The following is a 22,589-nucleotide window of genomic DNA, read 5'->3' on the forward strand; positions in this document are numbered from 1 at the left end:
AAGAAGCTTTTTGTTGAGGCGTGAAGAGATGTATCTGAAATATTTGATTTTTGTTATGCTATTCTCTAAAGGGACAAAATCTTCACGAAAGATAGTATGTTATTTTGCTGCTATATATTTATTTTAGAGAAATACCTTACCTTGTTTTCAAGCCCATATCGTGCTGTTGCCTAAAGAATGTAGTGTGTGCAATATATTGATTTATAAAGATAATTTATTGTTATTCAACTTGAATTAGAACTTTGAATATCGTACGAATCTCTTTCGTATTGAATCAATCAAAATCATTCGGCTTGTATGCTACAAGCGGAGAATCCTGTGTGGATAAAACTATTAAGAAATAACTAAAAATGCCTCTTATGAATCATCTCGAGAGCTAAGAGCTGTCGCAACATTAGGGACTGGCAGAATAGTGTGAGTGGTGCCGGCTTGTTACTCCATAAGCGTAAAGATAGAGGGGGTTAATGGATTTATCGTTATACAATTCACGAATGTTATTGCGAATGGGCTTAGGGAAGACTTTGAGAGAGGTCTCTTTAAAACAAGTACGTGAATTTGCAACACAATGGCATTCTGTTTTTACGTGAAGGACATGATTCCATTAAAGACCGTCAAAAACGTGAGGCAAGCAGAGAATTCATAAGATATCGATTTTATTGTCAAACGCATTTAAAGCAATATTTTTTAATAATAAAAATTACCTATTATTTTAGATTTTGTTTATTGTGTCTGGAATAAGATCACTTTTCTTATAACGAATAGCTCCCCAAACAGAATACTCCAAAATATAACATTATTGTGTTGCAAGTTTATGTACTTGTTTTAAAGGAACATTTCTCAGTGTGCGCTTGAGTCTATTTCATAAGATTGCTTGTGAAATGGTATAAAGTATCTCTTATGAATGGTATAAAATCTACACTACCGTTATTAATAAAGGTATAAGTATTTACTAAAGCTATAAGCCGGCATTATCATTCTATTTTCCAGCTTTTCATGTTGCTGACAATCTTTTCACTTGAAAGTGTAGAGGTATTTTTATTGCTTATCTTAAGAGTTTTTATGCATATACCAATATCTCTTATGACGTACAACAAGCGCTTTTAATTGATTCATCATAAATATAAAGAAAATTTGCAATAAGAAAATTACATCTTATCTTTTGCATTCAACAAAATAGCGAGTAAAGTTTTCATCTAAATCCAAGAAGTTTATTTTCAATAAACCATAAATTCTTTGCCAACTTTGATTAAAGTAATGCTTTTTCGTGGTAACAAGTCTTTTTTATAAATGGAGCATTACCTTCTATCCATTTTTTATTTCAAATTTTATTTAAGGATCTAGAAATTAGGAGGTATGTTTTTTGAACTGGATATTATGAAGTTTTTTATAAAACCCATGTTCTTTTGCTAGCAATTCTTTTTGAGTACCTTGTTCAATCAGTTGTCCATTTTGTATGACCACAATTTTATGAGCACGAGCAATCGTTGAAAGGCGATGAGCAATAATGATCGTTGTGCGTCCTTTAGTAAGGTGATGAATAGCTTCATTAATTTGTGCTTCGGTGTGTGAATCGAGCGCACTTGTTGCTTCATCAAGAATCAGAATTTCACTATCGTGAATCATTGCTCTAGCGATAGCGAGTCGTTGTTTTTGCCCCCCTGAAAGATTACAGCCATTATCACCTATCTGTGTATCATAACCATTTGGCAAACTCATAATAAAGTCATGAGCATTTGCTGCTTTTGCTGCTTCGATAATTTCGTCATCACTAGCCCCTTCTTTTCCAAGCCCGATATTATATTTAACAGTTCCTTGAAAGAGAAAAGTATCCTGTCCTACATAGGCCATCAGGTTTCTCAGAGAGCGAAATGTTGTGTAGCGAATGTCTTGATCATTAATCAATATGCGTCCTTTTGTGGGGTCATAGAGGCGCATAATAAGGTTGATAAGGGTTGATTTTCCCGAACCGGATGGTCCCACCAATGCTGTCATTTTTCCGGCTTCTATTTCTAGGTTGATGTCTTTCAATATCATTTTGTTATTAGTGTATGCAAAAGAAACATGTTCGAAACGAATAGTTCCTTGCGTTTTATTCAGATCTTTAGCTTCTTTATGTTCTACAACTGTAAGGGGACAATCGAGTATTTCAAACATCGTACGGATATTGACCAAGCCAGATTCAATTTTAACACGTACATTTGCTAGTCTTTTTGCGGGTTCATAAGCTAAAAGTAAAGCAACAATAAAGGACATAAATTCACCTTGAACACCTGCGCGTTGGGTTGCAAGATAACCGGAAAAACAAATAATACCTGCAATGGCAACACCCGTGAGTGTTTCCATAATTGGATTGGTAATAGCTTCGAGTGTTGCAATACTGTTTGTTTGTTTTTCAACATCACAAATGGCTTTGTCCATCCGTTTTTTCATGACTTCTTCTAGTGAAAAGGCCTTGATGATTCGAATACCAACAGCCGTTTCCTGTACGATTTTGATAATTTCACCAAGTGAAAGGAGCTCTTTTTCCATCAAGCTGCGAACGCGTTTTAAAGCCATTCGAACGCCTAAAAAAGCTAGTGGTCCTACGATTAAAGTAATGGAGATTAACACAAAGTTTTGAATGAACATGACAAGCAACAGACCACTAACGGAAAGCAAATCACGTACAAAAGTTGTGATAATAGTATCAATTATATTACGTACGGCTGTCGCGTTATGAGTTACACGAACAAGAAGATCAGATGAAGTGTTATTATGATAAAAAGAGACACCTTGTTCCATAAGTCGTGCAAAAATTTTACGCTGTTGTTCAGCAATGATACTATTGCCTGCTTTGTTTAGAAAGTAAGTTTGGAAAAAAGTTGCAACTCCTTTGAGAATAAAGATAAAAGCAATGAAGCTAGAAATCAAAACAATCATAGGAAAATTTTGTGCATCAATAATCTGATTAACAACATCCCGCATAATCCATGCACTGGTTGCTGTGGTACAAGAAATGATGATCATTGAGAAGATAGCCGCACTGTACCAACGCATATGTTTACGAAAATTTTCTCGCAAAAGGCGGATAATAAGATGTTTGTCAAAAGAGGAAATTTGTTTTTTAGCCATGAAGAGCTTCTATATTCTCTCATTATTTTATGCAAGATTGAAACACTCTTAATTAAAAAGCCCCTTAATCTTTTTTACAAAAATAGCTTTTTCTTTCAAGGTTCATCACATCAATTTCACGACGGTGAGAGTGAAGAATGTAGTTCAAAGTTTCTGTAAAAGGTATAACGAAAATTCGTTGTTCATCATTATTTTTAGTTTTCAATAAAAGATACCGGTGAGTTTCACTATTGTATTTACCAATTTCCATATTGTGATAGCCTTTGGCACTTGAAATGGCTCACAAAAAACATTTCTGCTTTTTTAATAATTTTTATGTATCATCTCCATTTGTGATGTGTAAGCAAACAATTTTGCCGCATTGCATGATAAAAGAGCTTGAAATAAGAAGACCTTACGATGTTTGAGCTTTCTCATTAATATGCAAAATAACGAATTCTTCTTATAAATCGGTCAAGCATTATTAAACTTTTAAAAGGATTTATACACATTTATAAAACCTTAAAAGCACCACAAAAATTCTATGTGGTGCTTCTAAATAATACTATACACATCATTTTGATGCGTTGCATGCGAATATTATTCCAATGCAAAACTATTTAGGTGCTATCACCATCATCATTTGCCGGCCTTCAAGCTTTGGCTCCAATTCGATTTTGGCAATTTCACTTGTATCTTCTTTCACACGCTGAAGAAGCTTTAATCCAAGATCTTGGTGAGCCATCTCACGACCACGAAAACGCAAAGTAATCTTTACTTTATCACCATGATCAATAAAGCGATGAACAGCCTTGAGTTTGACTCCATAATCATGGACATCAACATTTGGGCGCATCTTAATCTCTTTGATTTCGATGACTTTTTGCTTCTTACGTGTTTCAGCAGCTTTTTTTTGGGTTTGATATTTTAATTTTCCCAAATCGATGATTTTACATACAGGTGGCTCCGCATTTGGTACAATTTCAACCAAATCAAGTCCCGCATCTGCAGCCATAGCAAGAGCTTCTTGTATCGCAACAACTCCCTGATGTTGTCCCTCATCATTGATAAGCTGAACATGAGGTACCCGAATATCCTGATTTGAACGTGGTCCGTCTTTTTGGGTAGGTGTCATTTTAAACGGTTTACGAATGGTTTATGCTCCTTAAATTTTGATTCAACTACAGTTAATTTAATATACAATTATGTACCTAAAAACAACTATAATTCGTGTTATTTTCATTATTTGATTTATTACTTTTTTGAATGATTTAGATTATAAAAGTTTTTCTCTTAATTTAAAGAAATTGTTTTATAGAGGATAAAAAATCATGGATCAAAATATTCCTTGTCAGTTTTTTTCATTTGAGAACACCGCACTTGCAGTACGCTATCGCAAGGGGCGCCAATCTCCAGGTTTGGTTTGGCTTCCTGGCTATCAATCCGATATGTTAGGAAGTAAGGCAGCGTTAGTTGATCAGTTTGCTCAGAAGAATGATTTGTCTTGTTTACGTTTTGATTATTCTGGACATGGAGAATCTGAAGGTGATTTTTTTCAAGGAACAATTTCGCGTTGGGTTAAGGAAAGTTTAGCGACTTTTGAAACCTATTGTGAGGGGCCACAAATTTTGATTGGTTCCTCTATGGGGGGGTGGATTGCGCTAAGGCTTGCAATGATGCTAGCACAGAAAAATAAGAAGCTTGCTGGCATGATATTGATTGCTCCAGCACCTGATTTTACACAAACATTGGTGGAACCAAAATTAGGCCCAGAAGAATGGAAGGTTTTGGAAGAAAAAGGCTATATTGAACGACCTGCAGTTGATGATACAGAGCCAATGCCCTTTACAAAAACATTGATTGAAGATGGGCGCGAAAATTGTGTTATGAAAGGATGCATTGATGTTGGGTGTCCAGTCCATATTCTACAAGGGATGGAAGATGAAGATATTCCCTATCAGCATACATTGACTTTACTTGATCATTTACCTCTCCATGATGTAACATTGACACTTGTTCGTGATGCAGATCATCGCTTTTCTCGTCCACAAGATTTAGATTGCCTTGAAACAGTATTGAGATCTTTTATTAATCAGATTAATGCAAAGTAAGGGGTACATTTATTGATGAAGATAAAAATATATGAGCATTTCTAAACAGCATTTTATTTTTTCTGAGCGTTTTGTACCTGTACGGGTGCGGGAAAATAAGTATGCGCGCCGTCTTACCTTACGTATTGATGCCAGAAGTCAGGAGATTTGTGTAACAACACCACCAGCAATAAATCTCTATGCGGTTGAAAATTTTATTGAAAAGCATCGATCTTGGATTGAGGCACGTCTTGCTCATGTACAAATCTCTCATAAAAATGCTTATCTCAAAGAAGGGGCGACAATTCCCTTATTGGGTGTTTCTCATACCATAAAGCATAGAGAGGGACGTGGGGTAACAGAAATCATTACAGCAGATGCGGAGCAAGGGCCTGAAATTATTGTTTATGGTCAATTAGAATATCTCCCAAGACGCATTGCTGACGTTTTGAAAAAACAAGCGGCGCTTATTATAACGCCTTTGGTGGCACATTATGCTCATCAGGTAGAGCGTAAAGTCAAATCCATTTGTTATAAAGATACGAGAAGTCGTTGGGGCTCTTGTTCAATCGATAAGCGTCTTTCTTTTTCTTGGCGCCTTATTATGGCACCAAAAGAAGTTGTTGAGTATGTTGTTGCCCATGAAGTTGCTCATCTTGTTGAAATGAATCATGGGCCAAGATTTTGGGCTCTTTGTGAAGAGCTATGTCCTGATAGTAAAACATATCGTGCTTGGTTGAAAGAAAATGCTCCTAGACTGCATGCAATTAATTTTGATTCATATAATTTAGAGGCGTAAAAAACTTTCAAATGAAGGCAATATTTAACGGAACTTTTTGTTGAGTGTTTTGTTGAGTGTGTGCTTGCTCATGCATAATGAGGAAGCCATTGAAGCTCTCAGCACGATTGTTCTCCCCTGCTTGGTTTGCTGAGTGTCTTCAATGTTTTGCTTTATCTTTTTTGTAATTCAGCGTAATAACCCTAAGTTCCGATGACTTATAAAAAAATGGGAAGGTTTTTTATGTCTGTTCTTACAGATCCACTTCAGCTATTACAGGCACTTATTCGTTGTCCTTCTGTTACACCTCATGAAGCAGGGGCTTTATCAACTTTGGAACAATTTTTAAAAAAAATGGGATTTCACGTCGATCGCCCTGTTTTTACGGATAAAAATACAGATAATGTTGAAAATCTTTATGCAAAAATGGGAAGTGAAGGACCCCATCTTATGTTTGCGGGTCATACGGACGTCGTACCGCCAGGTGCATTGGAAGATTGGACTTACCCACCTTTTGAAGCTGTTATAGATCAGGGGAAATTATATGGGCGGGGTGCTGTTGATATGAAGGGTGGTATCGCTTGTTTTATTGCGGCTCTAGCGCGAGTTCTTGAGAAACGACCCATTAAAGGAAGGGTAAGCCTTTTAATTACTGGTGACGAAGAGGGGCCTGCTGTTAATGGTACGGTAAAACTTCTCAAATGGGCAGAAAAAAAAGGCGAAAAATGGACTGTGGCTCTTGTGGGAGAACCAACAAGCGTAAAGACTGTTGGTGATATTATCAAAATTGGACGCCGCGGATCGATTTCTGGTGTCATTACCGTGAAGGGTCGTCAAGGTCATGTTGCTTTTCCAGAGAGGGCTGCCAATCCCTTGCCTTTGGCAAGTAAGCTTATTCAAGCATTGACACAAATCGTCTTAGATAAAGGGACAGAAAATTTTCAACCCAGTAATTTAGAGCTAACAAGCATCGATACCGGTAATTTAGCGGTCAATGTTATCCCAGCGCAGACAACAGTTCATTTTAATATACGCTACAATGATCTTTGGACAAAAGAAACACTGATGAAGGAAATTGAAAAGCGTCTTGCTTTGGTGCAATCAAAAAACAATGGTGACCAATATCCCTCTTATCAGCTTGAATGGATTCCAAGTTTAGGAGATGTTTTTTTGACCAAAAATGATAAACTCATTCAAACTTTATCCAATGCTATTAAAAGTGTAACAGGGAATATACCAGAATGTTCCACTTCTGGTGGTACTTCAGATGCACGATTTATTAAGGATTATTGCCCAGTGGTCGAATTTGGTTTACCGGGGCAAACGATGCATATGGTAGATGAGTGTGTAGCCCTTGATGCAATAGAAACACTTACTACTATTTATGAGCGTTTTATTATTGAATTTTTTGCATAAAGAAAAGGTTGCTGGTTCAAAAATACCTTTATCTTGTTGTGCCATAAGATATTGCCATTTATGGTGTGGTGATACGAGACTCGTAAAACTTAATATATTAAGTAGTCTTAGAGTAAGTAATGAATATTCTTAAGTTGGGATTCTTGCCTGTAGAGTCTTTAGTTAAGTGAATTACATAATTGAAAAGCCAAAAGAGATCTGCTTGAAGAAGCAGAACTGTTTAGACCATATTGGATTGAAAATATTCGTTCTTTAAAGTGTAGAAAGGAAGTCACACGCAATCATATATGGAAAACAATGAATATTATATCATCATTGTGTGATGACAGGTTGATGCCATAAAGACACACAAAAACATGCTACTATTGTAAAAAGTTCGTACAACATAAATGCGCTCATTCACAGCTCATGTTTTGATATGTTTTCTGCACTCGCATAAAAGGTACTTCTTGTTCCTATAGACTTTCTTAGAATAAAGACTATAGGAAAAGCGCTTTAAGTTTGTTTTATTTCATATATTTTACCTTGCTTTTTTTGTCCCCAAGAACTTCCGTTGCAAATCATTACGAGATAGAAGGTGAGCGTATTTAATCAGCTTTAATCTTGGTTATGATAAAGATACACAGAATTTTTTTGTAGCAGCACGTTGATTTCTTTAACCAAAGATTGTCCTAGTATTATTCTCAATTTTTTAATTAAATAACCTTAAAGGACGGGTACAGACACTTATAAGCATATACGCATACAAGTAAGATCATATGAGATTAACATCGTTTCGCTCGCTAACAAAGCAATACCGATTCATATTTAGTATATTTGCCATTTGAGCGCATTATTTGTTTAGTAAAGCTCATGATGTTGCTGTTACCTATAAATTAATACCGATCATACAGCCGCGTATCTCAAATAAATATTGGTTCAGTATTTTTTGCGATAACAGCTTTTATATGACAGAATAGGATAAAAGCATTGTGTATATCTATTTTTTGTAATCTCTGAAACAGACATACAACCACAACCTGATTGAGGGGAAATATAAAGGTATAAAGGTGAAAATCAGCGTTCTTTTTTACTTTCTCTTTTATTCAGCTTTACGGTTTTCAAAATTATCTAGAGTAATATCTTTTTAAATAATCAGAAATTGATGCATGGTTTCATGCTTATTTCTCTGGTTCTTTAAATGGTGCCACGATTTCATAAAGAACAATACATTATCGTATTATGCATTCACATACTTGTTTTAAAGAAATTTTCTCAATGTTTATCACATTTGTGCTACTACGGTGCTTATGAATGTTGTAATATAAAATCTATAATGCCTCCTCATCTTTATGTTTATGAAAAATAAAGTTAGAGCACCATACATTTTCTAGCTCAAAATATTGCAATAGCTTTTAGCATTTAAGAGTGTTCATCAGAGGCCTTTTTACTCCTTTTTTATAGTTTTTATCCACATGCTTCTCCCTTTTTAAGGTGTAAGCAAATGGCGGTAACTAGCTTGCTATAAATAGTTTTGAAATGAGAGAATCTCACGATATTCTAATCTCACCTTTGCTGTGAAAAATGATAATTATGATTAAAATAAGTATGTTGTTATAAAAACTTTAGTTTGCGAGTTGGCTGATGATGTGATCAAGAACAATACGTCCTTTGGTTGTTGCTTTTAAGCGTTGGTTATCCACCATTTCTATCAATTCTTGGTGTTGTAACTCGATCAGTTTTTCCATAGGGATGCGTTTGGGACTTAAGGTTTCATAGCGTATAAGTTCTAAGCCTTCGCAAAGGCGTAATCCCATAAGGAGCATTTCATTTGCCTGTTGTTCAGTGGTTAAATGTTCCGTTTCAATACAGCCATGTCCTGTTGTTTCTACCAAATTAAGCCACTGTTCGGGATGCTTTTCATTTATTGTGACATAACGTTCGCGGTTTTCAAGGTGTGATGACAATGTTTTTGAACAGAAAGAGGAATGATTCGGTGTATGCTCAATGAAACGTCCATGTGCTCCTGGACCAAAGCCTGCATATTGGTGATAACGCCAATAAAGAAGATTGTGTGCTGATTCGGCACCGGGCATTGCATGGTTTGAGATTTCATAGGCAGGAAGTCCATGTAGTGCCGTTATTTCTTGAGTAAGATGATACAGATCTGCTGCTAGCTCTGATGGGGGAAGGATAAGTTTTCCTGCATCATGAAGGCGTTTAAAGGCGGTTCCTTCTTCGATCGTCAATTGATAAAGAGAAAGATGGTCTGCTGCCAAATCAATTGCTTGGGAAATTTCAGATTTCCATTCTTCGAGGGTTTGTTCGGGGCGGGCATAAATGAGATCAAAGGATAAACGTGGAAAAATTTGTCGTGCTAAAGCAATGGCACAAAGAGCTTGTTCCACATTATGGAGTCGGCCAAGTTTGCGCAATGCTTTATCATTGAGCGCTTGTATTCCTAGAGATAAGCGATTAACACCTGCCGCACGGTATCCACGAAAGCGCTCTGCTTCCACACTGGATGGATTAGCTTCTAATGTAATTTCAACTTTATCATCGACTACCCATTTTTTTGCAAGTGCTTGCAATAGGGCATCGACAGTTTGTGGCTCCATAAGAGAGGGGGTTCCTCCACCAATAAAAATACTTGTAATATGGCGTGGGCCTATTTTGTGGTATTGCGTTTCTATTTCGCGCTTAAAGGCGGTGACAAAACGTGGTTGATCAACACCATGGATGCGAACATGCGAATTAAAGTCACAATAAGGACATTTAGCTGCACAAAAGGGCCAATGAATGTAAATGCCGAAAGGTTCATTCATGAGAATGCTAAAAGGTTTTCTGCCAAAAGTTTGAAAGCACGTGCGCGATGTGAAAGAGGGGGAAGATCATTACGTTTCCAGTTGTGTTTTTGTTCTGTTGACATTTCTCCAAAGGTATTTTCACATCCATCTGGTAAAAAAATAGGATCAAAACCAAAGCCTTTGTCTCCTCGTGGAGGCCAAATGAACGTTCCTTCAACGCATCCGCGGAAGTAATCTGCATGAGTATCAGGCCATGCAATGCAAATGACGGATATAAAACGGCATTTCCGTTGGCTTTTTTCTCGTGCTCCGACTTTTTGGAGTTCATCTTCTATTTTTTTCATAGCTTTTGGAAAATTACGTGTACCATCGGCTTGAATTGCCCAATCAGCGGTATAAACGCCTGGCGCACCCTCCAATGCATCTACCTCTAAGCCTGAATCATCAGAGAGGGCAGGAAGTCCTGTTTTTTTTGCTGCTGAAAAAGCTTTAATATAAGCATTTTCTTCAAATGTTTTTCCCGTTTCTTTTGGTTCTGGCAAGCCTAGTTCTTTTGCCGATTGTATTATTAAACCGAAAGGCGTAATTAAAGTAGTGATTTCATGCAATTTTCCAGTGTTATGTGTAGCAATGACAAGTTTTTTATCTGCTATGCTTCTCATATAGATTTCTCCAAAAATGAAAGGGGAATTATTTTTGTGCTAAAAAACGGTTTAAATGCTCATATACACACATTCTGCTTGCTCTAAAGGGTGAAATTTTCTATTTACAGCGATTTTTAATCAATCTAGATTCTCTTGACAAGTCCCTACAGCAGACCACTTTACAGATCAATTCTTAATCTTAAATATTTCTCACACACTCTAACAAAAATATTTCCTGCGTAATTTATCAAGCATCACTCTGAAAGGTAGCATTTTACAGCTCAATAGGATAATATGTTTTTATACTACTTTAGACTATTTGACCAAACCTTGGCAAAACTTATATAAGAGATGAGGATTTTAAAAGTAGTGAAACAGTTGTGATGAAGCACAAAACTATTGATAATGAACTAAAATATCTTGATGAACGTTCGCGTGATATTTTTCGCCATATTGTTGAAGCTTATCTTAATGATGGTGAACCTGTAGGATCACGTAATCTTTCGCGGCTTTTACAACAGACATTATCGCCTGCGACGATTCGCAATGTGATGAGTGATCTTGAACATCTCGGTTTGATTTATGCACCACATGTTTCTGCGGGTCGAATGCCAACACAATCAGGTTTACGCTTTTTTGTTGATGCATTTATGGAAGCGGGTGATTTGCCAAACGAAGAGCGAGAAAATATTGAAATGCAAGTCAAAGAGGCTGGTCATGCACAATCGGTTGAACATTTTCTTGTTCAAGCAAGCCGAGTTCTTTCAGATCTTTCACGTGGGGCAGGGCTTGTTTTAGCAACAAAACAAGAAGGAACATTGAAACATATTGAATTTGTGCGCCTTGATAGGGAGCATGCTCTTGCCGTTTTGGTGACTCAACAAGGTGAAGTTGAAAATCGTATTGTTCATTTACCGGAAGGGGTTACTCATGCACAATTGACGGAAGCAACGAATTTTCTCAATGCCCATATCCAAGGGCTTACATTGAGTGAAGCTAAAGGGGAAATTGCCCGCTTATGCGCAGAAACACGGGCTGCACTTGATGATTTATCGCATCATCTTGTTGAAACGGGATTAGCTCTTTGGGGAGGAGAAGGTGCTGATCATAAAATACACCTCATTGTTCGCGGGCGTAGCAATTTACTTGAAGATGTGAAAGCAGAAGAAGATTTAGAACGATTACGCCATTTGTTTGATGATCTTGAAACGCGTGAAAGTATGGCACAACTTCTCGATTTAACGGATGAAGGTTCTGGGGTTAGAATTTTTATTGGTTCAGAAAATAAGTTATTTTCACTTTCTGGTTCTTCTTTAGTTGTAGCACCTTATCGTGATTCACAACAAAGAGTCATTGGTGCTTTAGGTGTTATTGGTCCTACACGGCTTAATTATGCAAGGATCGTGCCCATGGTTGATTATACAGCTCAACTTGTGTCACAGTTATTGCGTTAAAACGATGCAAGTAAGTATTTGTACTATAAAAGCTCATTGTATTATATACATCGATACCCCTTGATTTTTGTCTGTAGAATTTCGATATCGAGAATAACGAATCTTATGAAGGAATAAAATTTTTATGTCTGATGAAAAAAACAAATTTACTGACGCTTCATTTGAAAATTGTGATTTAAAAAATCCAGCTGATCGTAATACACTTAAACAGGCAGCCGATGAATTTTTAAAAACACATAAAACAGAGGAACACGAAGTCGTTGAAACAGAAAGCAATGAGGTTAGTGATCTTTTAGCGTCTTTGCAGGATGAAAATAAAGAACTGAAAGATCAGCTTTTACGTCTTGTTGCAGATATGGAAAATCTTCGACGCCGTACTATGCGAGATGTGGCGGATGCAAGAGCTTATTCCATTGCTAATTTTGCACGGGATATGTTATCGGTTTCTGACAATCTCAATCGTGCTTTGGAAGCTATTCCAGAAGGTGCACGGGAGAGTGATGCTGGTTTGAAATCATTGGCAGAAGGCGTTGAAATGACTGAACGTGCCATGATGGCAGCATTAGAACGTCATGGGGTGCAAAAAATTCATCCAGAGGGGCAAAAATTTGATCCTCACTTTCATCAAGCGATGTTTGAAATTCCCAATGCTGATGTTCCAGATAATACTGTTCAACAAGTGGTTCAGGCAGGTTATATTATCGGGGAAAGGGTGTTACGTCCAGCTATAGTGGGTGTAGCCAAAGGAGGAGCAAAAGAAACTTCTGTTGAAGATGATTCGGCTTAAAACACATCAATAACAAACCTCTATCGTAAAATGCAGTATTTCCTGCAGTTTCATATATATAGGGTCTTTTCTCAAAGAGTTTTTAAAGGGTGTGACAAACACCCTTTTATTTTTGAAGTGGCCAATTTCCTTTTACAACATACACGGCATCGCTTGAGGGAAATGGCGATGAAAATAAAACAAAATGATCAACCTCAAAAGGAGGAAATGAAAAATTCCTTCGAAAGAACAGATAAGGAACAAGGTCTTCAGGTTTAGTATCAAGCAGTCGCGCAATAGTAATATGTGGAGTAAATTCTCTTTCATCAGGTGTTAGACCTAAATGGCTACGGATAGATTGCATCTTTTCGTGTAGAAGATTGAGAGCTTTACAAGGTTTAATGCGAATAACAAGAGAGGGGGCAGTATTTTCTGAACCAAAAATATCAAAACCATCTATTTGTAGTATAAAAGGAGAGAGCTTTATTGTGTCAAAGGCGTGCATAAGTATATCTGCGGTAGAACTTTCAACTTTGCCAAAAAAAGATAAGGTGACATGAAAATTTTGCGAATTAATCCACTGCGTATTTGGTAAGCCACTTTGCAACGACACAAGTTGTTGTGTTGTTTGTTGAGGAATTTGAAGGGCACTAAATAGACGACCCACAATATTACCTCTTTACAATGAAAAGATGCCACTCCAAGCACAATGATAGATAACGAGAGTGAGCTGTCTACCAAAGAACATAAGGCAATAGTATAGAAAAATAATGTTTAAAAAATGCTTACCATAATTATGAATATACACAGCTTATTTGTTTTAAGAAAATGGTTATGATATTGATAAGAATTGCGTTTTCAGGATCTGTATCACAATGATGTGCAATGGAAGATTACTTGTGTATTATAAAGGCTACAAAGTTAGCAGAAAATAAGAAAAGTTGATAGATTTTTGATGTGCGAAATTATTTTGACATTTATCTTTAGCCTAAAATAAAGCATACTTTAATACAAGGTAAAGAGTTCTCTTTTCTGTAAAAATTTAATTATATGATTAAGTCGGGGAATAGCCATAATACGCAAAACTATTCAAATTGGTCAAATAATGTTAGGAAAGGAAGAAAAAAATCGAGCATAACAAAATTACTATAAGCTTTTACATTTATGATAATTATGCCAATCTATAATGGATATGAATATTGGTATAAAAGCGGGAAGAGAAATTAAAATTCAAAATAATGATGGAAAGTTCCTATTTTCTAAGAATTATCATCTTTGTTTATGATGAAAAAGCACTAGCTTTCCTCTCCAAAGTTGTTATTGATGAGCTTTTCAAGAGCATTAAGAGCATCTGTTGCTTCTGGTCCTGAAACACGAATGGTGAGGTTGCAACCGGATGAAGCCGCTAGCATCATAAGTCCCATAATTGATGATCCGCCAACAATTTTCCCGTCCTTTTCAACTTCAACAGTAACATTAAAATTGTCAACAGTTTGTACAAATTTTGCAGAAGCACGTGCATGTAACCCACGTTTATTACAGATATTGAAATGACGACTTATACATGGGAGGGTATCTTTGGAAAACATTGGTATTTTATTATCCGCTATAAAATCATACTTGGTACATTAATATATTTACGCCCTGCTTCTTGTGCTATTCTTAACGCGTCTGATAATGAAATATCAGGACATTTGCGAATAGAAATCAGTTTAATAAGCATGGGCAAATTAACACCCGCAATCATTTCAACGCGTCCTTTTTCAATAGCAGGAATAGCTATATTTGATGGTGTTCCACCGAACACATCTGTTAATATGATGACGCCATGATCCGTATCTGTATCGGTTACTGCGGCTATAATATCACCTCGGCGCTGATCTATATCGTCATCGGGATAAACGCATATTGTTGCGAACTTTTCTTGTACTCCAACAACATGTTCCACGGCATGTAAAAATTCGACAGCCAGCTCACCGTGCGTTACAAGCACGAGTCCAATCATTTACGCAAACTCCTGTTAACTAATAAGACCCAACCATAGTTGGTGGGAAAGACATTGTACAAGGCTTTATCTTGCTGCCAAGAAAAATTTGCAAAAAAAAGGCAAAAATTGTGATTTTTTTATCTTTAGAAAAAAATTAGACAGATTTTTGCCATATTTTTCTAAACAAAAATGCTTCAATAGCTTGACAAATGGCTGTACAATCGGCTTCACGAAGAGAGGGAAGTTTTAAAAGAGGAATGTGCAAATTTTCAAATTGAAAAGTTTTATTTGTGGAAAAACGTTCATATTCCGGACCGAGAAAAATAACACAATCGATAGTTGTGTGCTTTTTAAATTCTATCATATAAAGACCAACGCCACGAATCTCGATGCCGCCCTCTAAATTATCAGGAGTGTATCCGTGAAGCTTTCCATTTTCCGCACGCAACATTGTATAATCATCACTGATAAGCTTCGCTTCACGTTTTGACCACTCAGCGCGGTCAAGCAAAGAAAGGGTGATGGTTGATTTTCCTGATCCGGATGGACCTATAATTAACAGCCCCTTGCCGCCTAGTTGAAGGCAATTTGCGTGGAGTATTTCACATTTTGTTTTCATGTCTTTTACTTTGGATAAAAGATTTATTTAGCAAGCGGAAGCATAATAGTAAAACGTGCACCAGTTTTACACTTCCCAAGTGTAGGATCAATAATATTTTCGGCTGTAATTGTCCCATTATGAGCCTCGATGATTTGCCGACTAATAGAAAGGCCAAGTCCAGAGTTTTGTCCAAAAGCATCTTCATTTGGTCGATCTGTGTAAAAACGTTCAAAAATGCGTTCAATGTTTTCTGAACGAATACCTGGGCCATTATCTTCAATGGTTAAAATAAGGGTTGAAGCATGACTTTTCATAGTAATGCAAATTTTGCCACGATTCCGAGGAATAAAAGAACGCGCATTTTCAAGAAGATTTGAAATCACTTGTCCTAAACGAAGTTCATGTCCCAATACAAGATAAGCTTTTCCATGAGGACGTGGGACAATATTAAGGCTTATATCAATAGTTTGCGTATTACGATACACTTCCTGAACAGCATGAACAAGACTTTCCAAAAGCGGTGTCATATCAACAATCTCTGCGGTTTCTCGTGCAAGCTCTGCATCGAGTCGCGATGCATCAGAAATATCTGTAATCAACCGATCAAGGCGGCGCACATCATGTTGAATAATTTCCAGCAATTTTTCTTGTGCTTCTTCATTTTTAGCCAGAGGGAGCGTTTCAACAGCACTGCGTAGGGAGGTGAGAGGATTTTTTAATTCGTGGCTTACATCAGCAGCAAAACGTTCAATGGCTTCAATACGCATATAAAGGGCATTGGTCATATCACGAATAGAAGTTGAAAGGTGACCAATTTCATCTTCACGCATTGAAAAATCAGGAATTTCTACACGCTGATTATTGCCATTACGCACTCGATTAGCCGAGGCAGATAATTTACTTAATGGATGGGCAATCGTATGGGCCAAAAAGAGAGAAAGAACCAAAAGTACGCTACCTACAACGGCAAAAACTTTAAAGATAACCAGTCTTTCGCCTTTTACAATGTTATCAATATCGGAACCAGTGGTTGAAAGAAGAAGAGCTCCAACCACTGCGCGATAGCGTTGAACAGGAACGGCAACAGAAACAATTAATTGCCCTTGTCTGTTGCGTCTTTTAGCCGTAGCAAGAGATCCGTTTAATGCGCGGTACACTTCTGGATAAGCAATACCACTGGTTTTTGTTTGTTCTCTGTCAAGAGCAATACCTTTGCCATAAAATGCGCTTGAATACCATGAAGTAAGGCGATCCCACATGTTTTGTTCTGTTTTAAGTGGGGGTAAATCATAACTAAAAACTTCTCCACTAGAATAAAGAACGCGCGAATCAAGAAGGAGAGTAGCATCACGATCATAGATACGTGCTCTTGTCGTTTTAGGTGTAATAAGACGCCGTAAAAGAGGGGCAACTTGCTCAGGGTTAATAGGAAAATCCCAAGAATCGGTTGATTGAGGAGCGGGTGTAACGCTTTCACCAGTCTGTAACTCTAAGAGTTTTTGAGGGTCAATGAGGATAGAATTTGTATCTACTGTTGCAGAAGCAGCAATAGCCCCAGCAATAATTTTTCCTTGGGTACATAAACTTTTGATTTTTGCTTCAATTAAACCATCGCGAAATTGGTTAAGGTATAAAATGCCTGTAACTAAAACGGCAAGAGCAGCAATGTTTAATATAACAATGCGACGTGTGAGGCTGGAAAAAAGCAATTGTCTAAAGAGACGTTGTGTTCGAAGATGCAAACGAGCGAACATAAGAAATGGCGTTGAGGATGTACCATTAACGGTTGTTTTTTGTAAAGTTTCCAGTTGAGAATTGTCTGTCATCGATTTGATTGCCATTCAAATTTTTGCGACAAAGTAGTTTTATACCTCGTGGAAACGATAACCTACACCATAAAGTGTTTCAATCATTGCAAAATCATCATCCACTTGTTTAAACTTTTTACGCAGACGTTTAATGTGACTATCAATGGTGCGATCATCTACGTAGACTTGATCACTATAAGCAGCATCCATTAAAGCATCACGACTTTTTACAACTCCTGGTCTTTGTGCTAAGGTTTGCAGAATCAAAAATTCTGTAACGGTTAAAATAACAGGTTTATCTTTCCATGTACAGGTGTGGCGTTCTTGATCCATCACAAGATCTCCACGTTTGAGAGAAGAGGTGGAAGAAGTTCCTGTAGAAAGCGGTTGGTTACGTGCATTAGAACGGCGTAAAATAGCTTTCACGCGTTCAATAAGAAGACGTTGGGAGAAAGGTTTAGTAATAAAATCATCAGCTCCCATTTTGAGACCAAATAATTCATCAATTTCATCATCTTTAGAGGTAAGAAAAATAACTGGAAGATCAGATTTTTGACGCAAACGACGCAAAAGTTCCATCCCATCCATTCGGGGCATTTTAATATCAAAAATAGCTAAGTGTGGAGGGTGAAGTGTGAGACCCTTGAGTGCAGATGCTCCATCTGTATAGCTTTCAACCCGATATCCTTCTGTCTCAAGCGCAAAAGATAAAGATGTCAAAATATTGCGATCATCATCAACAAGTACAATCGTTTGTGTGATTGTTGGTGTATCTTTCATGGTTTCTTAGACCTTTCTATTGCTGTGGTAGCAAATTACCCACACTTATTTATATGGGAGTTCATATTTTTTTTGCAAAACAAATATGATACAAATTGTAGCAAAGTAAAAAACCTTTTGTCATTACTGTAAAATCTTGTTTTGCTTTCATAATTTATAATGTTTCTACGTCTATTAAGATCCCTTCATTTGAGAGAAAATTTTCATAAAGGCTTTTTTTATCAAGGTTTATTACAAAGTTTATTATTGTATTTGTCTCATAATTGAACAGATGTAGTTTTGATTGTTGAAGTTTAGAAAATCTGCCTATGTGTTTTAAGAGCAAAGAAAAGAATGTGGCAATATATGCACAAAAATTTGTTTCTGCTACACGAAAGGAGGTCGTAATGGGATTTTTTAATTTTATTAAAACTGTAGGGGAAAAGTTAGGTATTGGGGACCATGAACCAAAAGAAAAGGATTTTAAGAAAGCATTTGATCATTTTCAACTCGGTACAGAAAAAGTCAATATTCAAGTTGAAGACGGTAAAGCTATTTTAAGCGGTGAAGTTCCAGATAGGGAAACACTTGAAAAAGCACTGCTGGTTGTTGGCAATTCACAAGGTATCTCTTCTGTAGATGTTGATCAATTAAAGGTTATAGATACAACGCCTAGAAAAACTTCTCGCTTTTATGAGGTTAAATCTGGTGATAATCTTTGGAAAATTGCTGAAGAGGTTTATGGAAAAGGGCAAGGTAATAAAAACACATTTATTTTTGAAGCCAATAAGCCAATGCTAAAATCTCCCGATAAAATTTATCCTGGACAAGTTTTACGTATTCCTGAAATTGACCATAGTTAATTCATCAAAGGGGATAATTTTTTACTGATGGCATAAAACAAAAAATAAAGAAGCGTAAAAAATTTCACGCTTCTTCATTTTATAAAGTGTGTATTTATAATAAAAGGAGCTTAGTGAACAGTAGAGGATTTAGAAGGTGATGGTACTTTCATAGCGTTTACAGAGAAATCAACATCAATGGTTCCTGCTTTCTCAAATGTTAATTTTGCGCTAATTTTATCACCTAACTTAAATGGTTGTGAAAGCCCCATGAACATAATATGATCACCGCCAGGCTTAAGCGTGATTTCGCCATTTCCCGGAATTTCAATGCCATTGTGCATTTTTTCCATTTTCATAATATCATTAACGACAGCCATAGAGTGTATCTCTGTTGTTTTTACTCCGTTTGTGGAAATAGAAACCAAACGGTCTGGGGTATTACTGTGATTGATAATGTAGAGATAACCGCTACCAACTCTTATACCTCTAGGTGTTTCGCGTGTCCAAGGATTGAGAATTTCTATGTCGCCAAGTTTATATTGCTGAGCACCTGCTGGCAGGGTTATACCAGCAAAGAGAAGAGCACACACGATATTTATGATAACCTTTTTGTATGGATATTGTGTATGTATTATATTCTTAAAGATGAGATTTGTTATTTTCTTAATAATAGATGTCATCATTGATTTACCCTCCTTCATAAGATTCACACTTTGAATATTTTTATTTTAGCAGAGCTTTTATTTAAAATAAAAGAAAGAAATGCTAAAATGAAATTGATTTTAATATAAAAATCGTAGAATTCTTGAAATTTAAAAGAAGACAGTAAGATTTACAATGACAACACACCTCTTAACGCTTCCGTGTTCATCTCATAAATAGTATTTGCAAATGGTATAAAATCTATGATGCACTACTGTTTTACTTAATGAAGATATAATACAGAACAATCATCAACCACTTTACCAATTTTTAATATTATGACAGCTCTTGGCATTTTAAAGCGTTTATACAGAGGTATTTTTATATATTTTCAAAGTTCAAAATTATACAGTTAAGAAAAAACGCTTTAGGTGAATTTAAAGCACAGATTTCAAATAGCCGCAAACAATGAGACCGTTAGAAGGAGAATTTTTGAAAGGAGATAGATAGATAATACCTTTACTGATATGAGCATTAGATATGATGACTATTTTAGTCCAAGGAAAATTTATAATATTTGTGATATAAATTATTCGCCTTTTAAAAAGCTTTTACGTGAGTATGATTTTATCAATGATGAGAAGATCAAGAGCGAGAGTGCAATCATTCTTTTATTTTTTAATTTTTATAGAAAGATATATTTTTTGAGAATTGCAAGAAAAATATATTATCCTCTCAAGTCTCTCATAAATATGGTATTTATGGGTCATTAGAGTGCCTATTTTAAAATAAATTTTTTATTTTAGAGATGTTTCTCTCATTATTCTCTTGTAGCAATAAAAGCCTGTTCTTATATACGAGGCAGCAAGGCTTGTTGCGACTTGCAGTTTATCATTATTTATATTGCTTGAAGCAATATACGGGCTTTAGGTGTTATGAGGAGCTATCTTAAAAAGATGCTTTATGAAGGTTGAGGTAGCTTGCTGAATGGAGATTATAATATGGCAAAAGTAATTGGTATTGATTTGGGGACAACGAACTCTTGTGTGGCTGTTATGGATGGCAAAAACGCAAAAGTTATTGAAAACTCAGAAGGAGCGCGAACAACACCTTCCGTTGTTGCCTTTACTGATGGGGGGGAGCGGCTTGTTGGGCAGCCTGCTAAACGGCAGGCGGTGACAAATCCTGAAGGGACAGTTTTTGCAGTTAAACGTTTGATAGGGCGCCGTTTTGATGACCCTATGGTTGAAAAAGATAAAGCGCTTGTTCCTTATAAAATTGTTAAAGGTGACAATGGTGATGCATGGGTTGAAGAGGCGGGAAAGAAATATTCTCCGTCACAAATTTCAGCTATGATTTTGCAAAAGATGAAGGAAACAGCAGAATCTTATCTTGGTGAAAAAGTTGAACAAGCCGTTATTACGGTTCCTGCTTATTTTAATGATGCGCAACGTCAAGCCACGAAAGACGCAGGTAAAATTGCTGGACTTGAAGTTTTACGGATTATTAATGAGCCAACTGCTGCTGCTTTAGCTTATGGTTTGGACAAAAAGGACGGAAAAACAATAGCAGTTTACGATCTTGGTGGTGGTACATTTGATATTTCAGTCCTTGAAATTGGAGATGGCGTTTTTGAAGTTAAGTCAACCAATGGGGATACGTTTTTAGGGGGTGAAGACTTTGACATGCGCTTGGTCGGTTATTTTGCCGATGAATTCAAAAAAGAACAAGGAATTGATCTGAAAAATGATAAACTCGCTTTACAGCGCTTAAAAGAAGCGGCAGAAAAAGCAAAAATTGAGCTTTCTTCGTCACAGCAAACAGAAATCAATTTACCATTTATCACGGCAGATCAATCCGGTCCCAAGCACTTAACAATGAAATTGACTCGGGCAAAATTTGAATCTCTGGTTGATGATTTAGTGCAGCGTACCATTGAACCTTGTAAAGCTGCGTTGAAAGATGCTGGATTAAAGGCTGGTGAAATTGACGAAGTTGTTTTAGTGGGTGGTATGACACGTATGCCCAAGATTCAGCAAGTTGTGCAGAGCTTTTTTGGCAAGGATCCCCACAAAGGCGTTAATCCTGATGAAGTGGTCGCAATGGGTGCTGCCATCCAAGGAGGTGTATTGCAAGGCGATGTCAAAGATGTATTGTTGCTAGATGTAACACCTTTATCTTTGGGTATTGAAACCTTGGGTGGGGTTTTCACACGCCTTATTGAGCGCAATACCACTATCCCGACGAAAAAATCGCAAGTTTTTTCGACAGCTGATGATAACCAGAGTGCTGTGACGATTCGTGTTTTCCAAGGTGAACGGGAAATGGCAAGTGATAATAAGTTATTGGCTCAATTTGATCTTGTTGGTATTCCTCCAGCCCCACGTGGTATACCTCAAATTGAAGTTACTTTTGATATTGATGCGAATGGTATTGTTAATGTTTCGGCCAAAGATAAGGGAACAGGTAAAGAGCATCAAATTCGTATTCAGGCATCAGGTGGTTTAAGTGATGCTGATATTGAAAAAATGGTAAAGGATGCAGAAGAGCACGCGGCTGAGGATAAAAAACGCCGTGAAGGTGTTGAAGCTAGAAATCAAGCGGAGGCTCTTATTCATTCAACTGAAAAGTCGCTCAATGAATATGGCGATAAAGTATCAGCTGAAGAAAAGGGACAGATTGAAACAGCAATATCTGATTTGAAATCTGCGCTTGAAGGCAGTGATACGGAAGAAGTAACAACAAAGATGCAAAAATTAGCAGAAGTCAGTATGAAGCTTGGACAGGCTATGTACGAAGCCTCACAAGCAGCGAGCGCTGACACTGAAACAGAGGCAAAGAATGATGATGTTGTTGATGCTGATTTTGAAGAAGTTAATGATAAGAAGAAATAGTGTCAGCATATGTGTTGATTAATTGATAA

At 36.7% G+C, this 22,589-nt stretch carries 19 protein-coding genes; 7 read left to right on the forward strand and 12 right to left on the reverse strand.

The window, feature by feature from the left end:
* Nucleotides 1–1,344: 1,344 nt before the first annotated feature.
* The 3 genes from ACFINI_RS00695 to infC form a co-directional block, all read right to left on the reverse strand.
* Nucleotides 1,345–3,111: an ABC transporter ATP-binding protein gene (locus ACFINI_RS00695; protein WP_375620868.1), complete on the reverse strand. Its 1,767-nt coding sequence runs from the start codon at nt 3,109–3,111 to the stop codon at nt 1,345–1,347.
* A 64-nt stretch (nt 3,112–3,175) separates the two neighbouring features.
* Nucleotides 3,176–3,361, reverse strand: coding sequence for a hypothetical protein (locus ACFINI_RS00700; RefSeq protein ID WP_375620867.1), 186 nt, complete (start codon nt 3,359–3,361; stop codon nt 3,176–3,178).
* A gap of 345 nt (nt 3,362–3,706) precedes the next feature.
* On the reverse strand, nt 3,707–4,225 hold the full coding sequence (gene infC, locus ACFINI_RS00705; RefSeq protein WP_026500140.1) for a translation initiation factor IF-3: 519 nt from the start codon (nt 4,223–4,225) through the stop codon (nt 3,707–3,709).
* A gap of 196 nt (nt 4,226–4,421) precedes the next feature.
* On the opposite strand from infC, the gene ACFINI_RS00710 reads away from it, so the two are divergent.
* The 3 genes from ACFINI_RS00710 to dapE all read left to right on the forward strand — a co-directional run bounded on the left by ACFINI_RS00710 (nt 4,422) and on the right by dapE (nt 7,374).
* The gene (locus ACFINI_RS00710) at nt 4,422–5,201 is read left to right on the forward strand and encodes an alpha/beta hydrolase (protein ID WP_375620866.1); all 780 of its coding nucleotides are present in this window, start codon (nt 4,422–4,424) and stop codon (nt 5,199–5,201) included.
* 31 nt (nt 5,202–5,232) lie between these two features.
* Nucleotides 5,233–5,979: a M48 family metallopeptidase gene (locus ACFINI_RS00715; RefSeq protein ID WP_375620865.1), complete on the forward strand. Its 747-nt coding sequence runs from the start codon at nt 5,233–5,235 to the stop codon at nt 5,977–5,979.
* A 222-nt stretch (nt 5,980–6,201) separates the two neighbouring features.
* Nucleotides 6,202–7,374: a succinyl-diaminopimelate desuccinylase gene (gene dapE, locus ACFINI_RS00720; protein ID WP_375645393.1), complete on the forward strand. Its 1,173-nt coding sequence runs from the start codon at nt 6,202–6,204 to the stop codon at nt 7,372–7,374.
* Nucleotides 7,375–8,978: 1,604 nt separating this feature from the next.
* Here the strand turns inward: dapE and hemW are convergent.
* Together hemW and rdgB are read right to left on the reverse strand one after the other, a co-directional pair.
* Nucleotides 8,979–10,178 carry a radical SAM family heme chaperone HemW gene (hemW, locus tag ACFINI_RS00725; protein ID WP_375645394.1) on the reverse strand — a complete coding sequence of 400 codons (1,200 nt, stop codon included), beginning with the start codon at nt 10,176–10,178 and terminating at the stop codon, nt 8,979–8,981.
* Nucleotides 10,175–10,822: an RdgB/HAM1 family non-canonical purine NTP pyrophosphatase gene (gene rdgB, locus ACFINI_RS00730; RefSeq protein ID WP_375645395.1), complete on the reverse strand. Its 648-nt coding sequence runs from the start codon at nt 10,820–10,822 to the stop codon at nt 10,175–10,177. The genes hemW and rdgB overlap by 4 nt, the downstream gene beginning before the upstream one ends.
* A gap of 365 nt (nt 10,823–11,187) precedes the next feature.
* Between rdgB and hrcA the strand changes: the two genes are divergently transcribed.
* A complete protein-coding gene (gene hrcA / locus ACFINI_RS00735; protein WP_375620862.1) occupies nt 11,188–12,258 on the forward strand; it encodes a heat-inducible transcriptional repressor HrcA in 1,071 nt (356 codons plus the stop codon).
* A gap of 124 nt (nt 12,259–12,382) precedes the next feature.
* On the forward strand, nt 12,383–13,045 hold the full coding sequence (grpE, locus tag ACFINI_RS00740; protein WP_375620861.1) for a nucleotide exchange factor GrpE: 663 nt from the start codon (nt 12,383–12,385) through the stop codon (nt 13,043–13,045).
* Nucleotides 13,046–13,151: 106 nt separating this feature from the next.
* Here grpE and thpR read toward each other — a convergent pair whose 3' ends face one another.
* From thpR to ACFINI_RS00770, 6 genes are all read right to left on the reverse strand, one after another.
* Nucleotides 13,152–13,691 carry an RNA 2',3'-cyclic phosphodiesterase gene (gene thpR, locus ACFINI_RS00745; protein ID WP_375645396.1) on the reverse strand — a complete coding sequence of 180 codons (540 nt, stop codon included), beginning with the start codon at nt 13,689–13,691 and terminating at the stop codon, nt 13,152–13,154.
* A gap of 628 nt (nt 13,692–14,319) precedes the next feature.
* Nucleotides 14,320–14,613: an HPr family phosphocarrier protein gene (locus ACFINI_RS00750; RefSeq protein WP_273722488.1), complete on the reverse strand. Its 294-nt coding sequence runs from the start codon at nt 14,611–14,613 to the stop codon at nt 14,320–14,322.
* A 17-nt stretch (nt 14,614–14,630) separates the two neighbouring features.
* Nucleotides 14,631–15,029, reverse strand: coding sequence for a PTS sugar transporter subunit IIA (locus ACFINI_RS00755; RefSeq protein WP_375611386.1), 399 nt, complete (start codon nt 15,027–15,029; stop codon nt 14,631–14,633).
* A 136-nt stretch (nt 15,030–15,165) separates the two neighbouring features.
* Entirely contained in the window at nt 15,166–15,630 is a 465-nt protein-coding gene (locus tag ACFINI_RS00760; RefSeq protein ID WP_375612806.1) for an HPr kinase/phosphatase C-terminal domain-containing protein, read from the reverse strand.
* Nucleotides 15,631–15,653: 23 nt separating this feature from the next.
* The gene (locus ACFINI_RS00765; RefSeq protein WP_375611388.1) at nt 15,654–17,438 is read right to left on the reverse strand and encodes a stimulus-sensing domain-containing protein; all 1,785 of its coding nucleotides are present in this window, start codon (nt 17,436–17,438) and stop codon (nt 15,654–15,656) included.
* A 39-nt stretch (nt 17,439–17,477) separates the two neighbouring features.
* Nucleotides 17,478–18,200, reverse strand: a complete 723-nt coding sequence (locus ACFINI_RS00770; protein WP_005774392.1) for a response regulator transcription factor — start codon at nt 18,198–18,200, stop codon at nt 17,478–17,480.
* Between the two features lie 386 nt (nt 18,201–18,586).
* Between ACFINI_RS00770 and lysM the strand changes: the two genes are divergently transcribed.
* Nucleotides 18,587–19,042, forward strand: a complete 456-nt coding sequence (gene lysM, locus ACFINI_RS00775; RefSeq protein WP_375645397.1) for a peptidoglycan-binding protein LysM — start codon at nt 18,587–18,589, stop codon at nt 19,040–19,042.
* Between the two features lie 110 nt (nt 19,043–19,152).
* Here lysM and ACFINI_RS00780 read toward each other — a convergent pair whose 3' ends face one another.
* Nucleotides 19,153–19,707: a copper chaperone PCu(A)C gene (locus tag ACFINI_RS00780; protein WP_375645398.1), complete on the reverse strand. Its 555-nt coding sequence runs from the start codon at nt 19,705–19,707 to the stop codon at nt 19,153–19,155.
* A 960-nt stretch (nt 19,708–20,667) separates the two neighbouring features.
* On the opposite strand from ACFINI_RS00780, the gene dnaK reads away from it, so the two are divergent.
* Complete coding sequence (gene dnaK, locus ACFINI_RS00785) at nt 20,668–22,560, forward strand: molecular chaperone DnaK (protein WP_273790233.1); 1,893 nt, start codon at nt 20,668–20,670, stop codon at nt 22,558–22,560.
* Nucleotides 22,561–22,589: the final 29 nt, after the last annotated feature.

It is taken from the genome of Bartonella sp. AA56HLJMS (assembly GCF_042197145.1).
In the GTDB taxonomy this organism is placed as follows: domain Bacteria; phylum Pseudomonadota; class Alphaproteobacteria; order Rhizobiales; family Rhizobiaceae; genus Bartonella.